This is a genomic window from Acinetobacter sp. CFCC 11171, from assembly GCF_003268405.1.
GTDB classification, from domain to species: domain Bacteria; phylum Pseudomonadota; class Gammaproteobacteria; order Pseudomonadales; family Moraxellaceae; genus Acinetobacter; species Acinetobacter amyesii.
The window spans coordinates 1-3713 of the sequence record NZ_LQXP01000070.1 but is presented as its reverse complement, the minus strand read 5'-3'; the positions used below and the strand labels follow the sequence as shown (position 1 = coordinate 3713).

At 32.6% G+C, this 3713-nt stretch carries 5 protein-coding genes; 2 read left to right on the top strand and 3 right to left on the bottom strand.

Annotation, left to right across the window (positions count from 1 at the left end; genetic code table 11):
- Positions 1-120: 120 nt before the first annotated feature.
- Positions 121-501, bottom strand: coding sequence for a hypothetical protein (locus AVJ20_RS17680; RefSeq protein WP_111886119.1), 381 nt, complete (start codon positions 499-501; stop codon positions 121-123).
- Positions 502-656: 155 nt separating this feature from the next.
- Here AVJ20_RS17680 and AVJ20_RS17675 point away from each other — a divergent pair, with 155 nt between their 5' ends.
- Together AVJ20_RS17675 and imm45 are read left to right on the top strand one after the other, a co-directional pair.
- A complete protein-coding gene (locus AVJ20_RS17675; RefSeq protein ID WP_111886118.1) occupies positions 657-1076 on the top strand; it encodes an SMI1/KNR4 family protein in 420 nt (139 codons plus the stop codon).
- Between the two features lie 144 nt (positions 1077-1220).
- Entirely contained in the window at positions 1221-1526 is a 306-nt protein-coding gene (imm45, locus tag AVJ20_RS17670) for an Imm45 family immunity protein (protein WP_111886117.1), read from the top strand.
- 192 nt (positions 1527-1718) lie between these two features.
- Here imm45 and AVJ20_RS17665 read toward each other — a convergent pair whose 3' ends face one another.
- The gene (locus AVJ20_RS17665) at positions 1719-2264 is read right to left on the bottom strand and encodes a plasmid replication DNA-binding protein (RefSeq protein WP_171319338.1); all 546 of its coding nucleotides are present in this window, start codon (positions 2262-2264) and stop codon (positions 1719-1721) included.
- A gap of 68 nt (positions 2265-2332) precedes the next feature.
- Positions 2333-3262 carry a replication initiation protein RepM gene (repM, locus tag AVJ20_RS17660; protein ID WP_111886115.1) on the bottom strand — a complete coding sequence of 310 codons (930 nt, stop codon included), beginning with the start codon at positions 3260-3262 and terminating at the stop codon, positions 2333-2335.
- Positions 3263-3713 lie beyond the last annotated feature (451 nt).

The following is a 3713-nucleotide window of genomic DNA, read 5'->3' as shown; positions in this document are numbered from 1 at the left end:
CGTTATACGAAGTTAAAAAATTGAGACTATAGCATTAATTTTTATGTATTTTTAAAATTTAAAGCCTAGCCAAGTGTCTAGGCTTTTTGATTTCGCATAATCGCCATTATGTTAAATGACTCAATTACTATCATCAAAAGTGGCATTAATTCTATCTACAGTCCATTTTACTGTAGTGCCATCTAAGTAAAAAAAATCTCTATTTAAAATATCATCTTCAAAAATTAAGCCATTACTATCTAGCTTTCCTTCTTTTAAATATCCAATAACCTCATATCTTAGACTATCATCTATTTGCTTAATTTGATGGGGACAATGTACTTCTTCAATAATGTAATCATCAAGAATAGTAGCTTCTAAAGCTATAAGGTAATTTTTTTTGAGATCAATACATGAGGGCATTGAAGAACTAAATACCTCTAGAATTTCATTGCGAACCTTAACTTTTAGAATAAATTCGAGATCCTCATTACATTCTATGATTTGAGCTATATATTTCACTTCAATTAAGCCTTTCTAAAATTAACATAATGCACGTTATACGAAATTTAAAAAAAGCATTATCTTTATGATATTTAAATGAATTTTAAAATCTCGTATAATCGCCATTATGTTGAATTGCTGTAAAAACCTTAATGCCATAGAGCTAAATATGTATGCAAAATAAGCTTGATAACATCATTCAAGAATTAAAAGAACTATCTAAGAATAGTCGTTTAAACATAGGGTTACCTGATGATACTCTCATATCTAGCTATGAGAAAAAAATTGGTTTTATTTTTCCAAAAGATTATAAAAAAGTTTTGAAAGAGATTAGTAATATCTTTTATGGAACAATTGAATTGGCATCTCTTACAGATGACGAAGAATACGATCGAAGTCTCTCTCAAATATTAAATGATGCTAGGGAACAAGGTTTACCAGGAGATTGGCTACCTATCTGTGAAGATAATGGTAGTTATTATTGCCTATCTCCTAATCATAAAATTAAATATTGGACAGCAGATGGATATAGTGATGAGCAGTGGGAAAATTTAGCAGATTGGATTAAGCAAGTTTGGATAGATGGCAATTAAGAAAATCTAAAACTAACATAATGCAAATTATATCAAGTCATTGTTTTAGAAAATTATTTTTTAATTTCGTATAATAACCATTATGTTAAATGGCTAAGAAATACTGTATTTTTATGATTTTGATAGAAGTTAAAACTAATACAAATGAAATGGTCTAAATTAATTGATTTTGATGAACAATTTTTACAACGTGGTTATCTTCTAAAATTTAAAGCTCATTACCCATTTGAAGATGAAGTAATAATGATGCTTGCTGAAGCCCCCGATAAAGATGGTTTAGCTCTAATAACAATTAGTGGCTATAAAGCAGGTATTAACTGTTATCAAAAGCTACCAGTATCTGAAATAACGAAGGATTGGCTTATATCTAATTGGACAAAATGGGTTTGGCCTGAGAGTAAACTCGAAGATGTCTTTGTGCGCTCTCAATTGAATTATGAAGAAATATAATTGAGTTTTCCTAAAATTAACATAATACACGTTATACGAAATGCTTTATAATTATCCTTATAATTCAACGCTGTAGTTCCTAGTTGATAGCCCGAGTTTCCATGACCGGGCTTTTTTTATGATTTTTCACGTTCCACGCCTATTATTTAAGCAATGTTTCACAACTTTGATTAGCTCAGTTGAATAATCCCCTTAGCCATTTGGCAAGAAAAACCGGCTTAACCACCCTCTTTTCGGCTGCTCCGGTTCAACATGTTCCGGTACTGGAATACGTTTATTTTCAGTCTGCTCTGGAGTAGTCAATCCGTCATGTTTCGGTTCAGGTTCTGACCGAGGATCCGTTGCTATATCTTGGCTAGGTTTCTGATCGGTAAACGTAGTCATATTGGTTTTTGGGGCTTCTAGCAGTCGTTGGATTGCTTCTATTTGATTGTCTTTTGCTTCTAGTTGTTCTCTTTGGAAAATTTCTCGTTCATGTGCAAGTTCCAGTTGTTTTTTTAGTATGTCTACCTGCTGTTTTAGCATGTCTACTTCTGTCTCTTTTTGTACCGCAGTAGACTGTAACGTGGTTACATCTCTATTTTTATTAGATGGTTCTCCAAATACACGTATTGCTTCCGATAGGTCTATTTTTCCATCACTATTTTTAGATAAATCACCTTTATTTATACGCTTATAGATACTCTGTCTGTTCATCCCATAGAGTTCAGCTAGCTCAATCACAGATAATGCTTTCATCATGTAACCTAAGTAAAAAGATGTATGCCAGTAGATATTATTTAAACATGTAACGTTACATTAGTAGTTTAACGATAGCCAACTTTTTCAAGCATTGGAGAAAACTCTTTTAGCTTTTCAGAGTCCTTAAGCATTTCTGCAATTCTTACTGCAAATTGAGGATAGCTTTCACTGCCTTCTGAATATTTACTCATTTCAGGAAGCTCAGAGAGCTTATTGGCAAATAAATGACGTTGAGGATCTGTCATTTTTTTTGAAAAGAGATCTAAATTCTCCGAGTGCTTTTTATTTTCACTTGATGCACTTCTAGTTTTTTTCTGTGTAAATGAAAAAGAGAAGCCTGATATTGAACGGCCCTTTTTATGCTGCTCATAACTAGCCTCAATATCTGTTTTTTCACTAATTTCTGTAATAGCTAAATCAAGGACCCTCGTCTTGAAGTGATCCATACGCTTATATTCATTAACGCCAATACCAAGCTGCTCTCTAAATGTCGCTAACTCGAATAAAGGTGTTTTTCCAACGGCTTTCCACTGAATCAGTAATTCGTATAGCCTTGCTGAATAGGTACTATTCAGTTGTGCTGTTTGGCTTAATAAATATTGAGTAAAGAAATCCTTAATTCCGTCAATTTTACTTATACCTTGTACAACAGCTAGTGTAAAAACTAACTCAATAGCACCTTCATCATCTAAGTACCTTACTTGCTGAATCCATCTGCTTTTTATTAATTTCCCGTTTTCATCAAAGAAACTAAATCTACGATTAAATAACGAGTCTTCAGCTTCTTTCATCCGTTGATAAGCATTTTGTCTGGTTGTTCCAAAAATTTCTGCATATCTCAGAGCATCTATTCGTAATGGTGTATCTGTACTTAAGCCTGTACCTGTATGCCTAGCATCAACAATAGCTAGTTGAACAATATGAAATTCTGATAAAGACAAAGTCTGGAAAGCTTGGTTTAAGCGATTTGTTTTTACAACTAATTCTTTTGACATGAGATTGATTAAAACATTGTTATACCCACAGATTATAACAATGTAGTTATAACCACAAATATTTATTTGAGGTTAGATGAAGCCATAGGGTAACTAAACGTGGGTAAGTGGTAACTAAACGTGGGTATATAGGTAACTAAACGTGGGTATATAGGTAACTAAACGTGGGTATATAGGTAACTAAACGTGGGTATATAAGATTATTAATTATTGAAATATATAAATTTATTCTGATCTAAAAGTATTTAAAAGCATTAAAAATAATTAAAAGCCCAGGATAAGAAAAATTGCCCTATGTTTTCGCTACGCTCAAACTCTATTGAACTTCGCTTTCGCTCAGTTCGTAGGGGCAATTTTTGGCTTAAAATTTCGTGACTTTTAAAAAAGAAAAGCAACTAGGAATTCGCTTCGCTCATAGAACTTTTTCACTCGCTTCGCTCGACATAAAGCT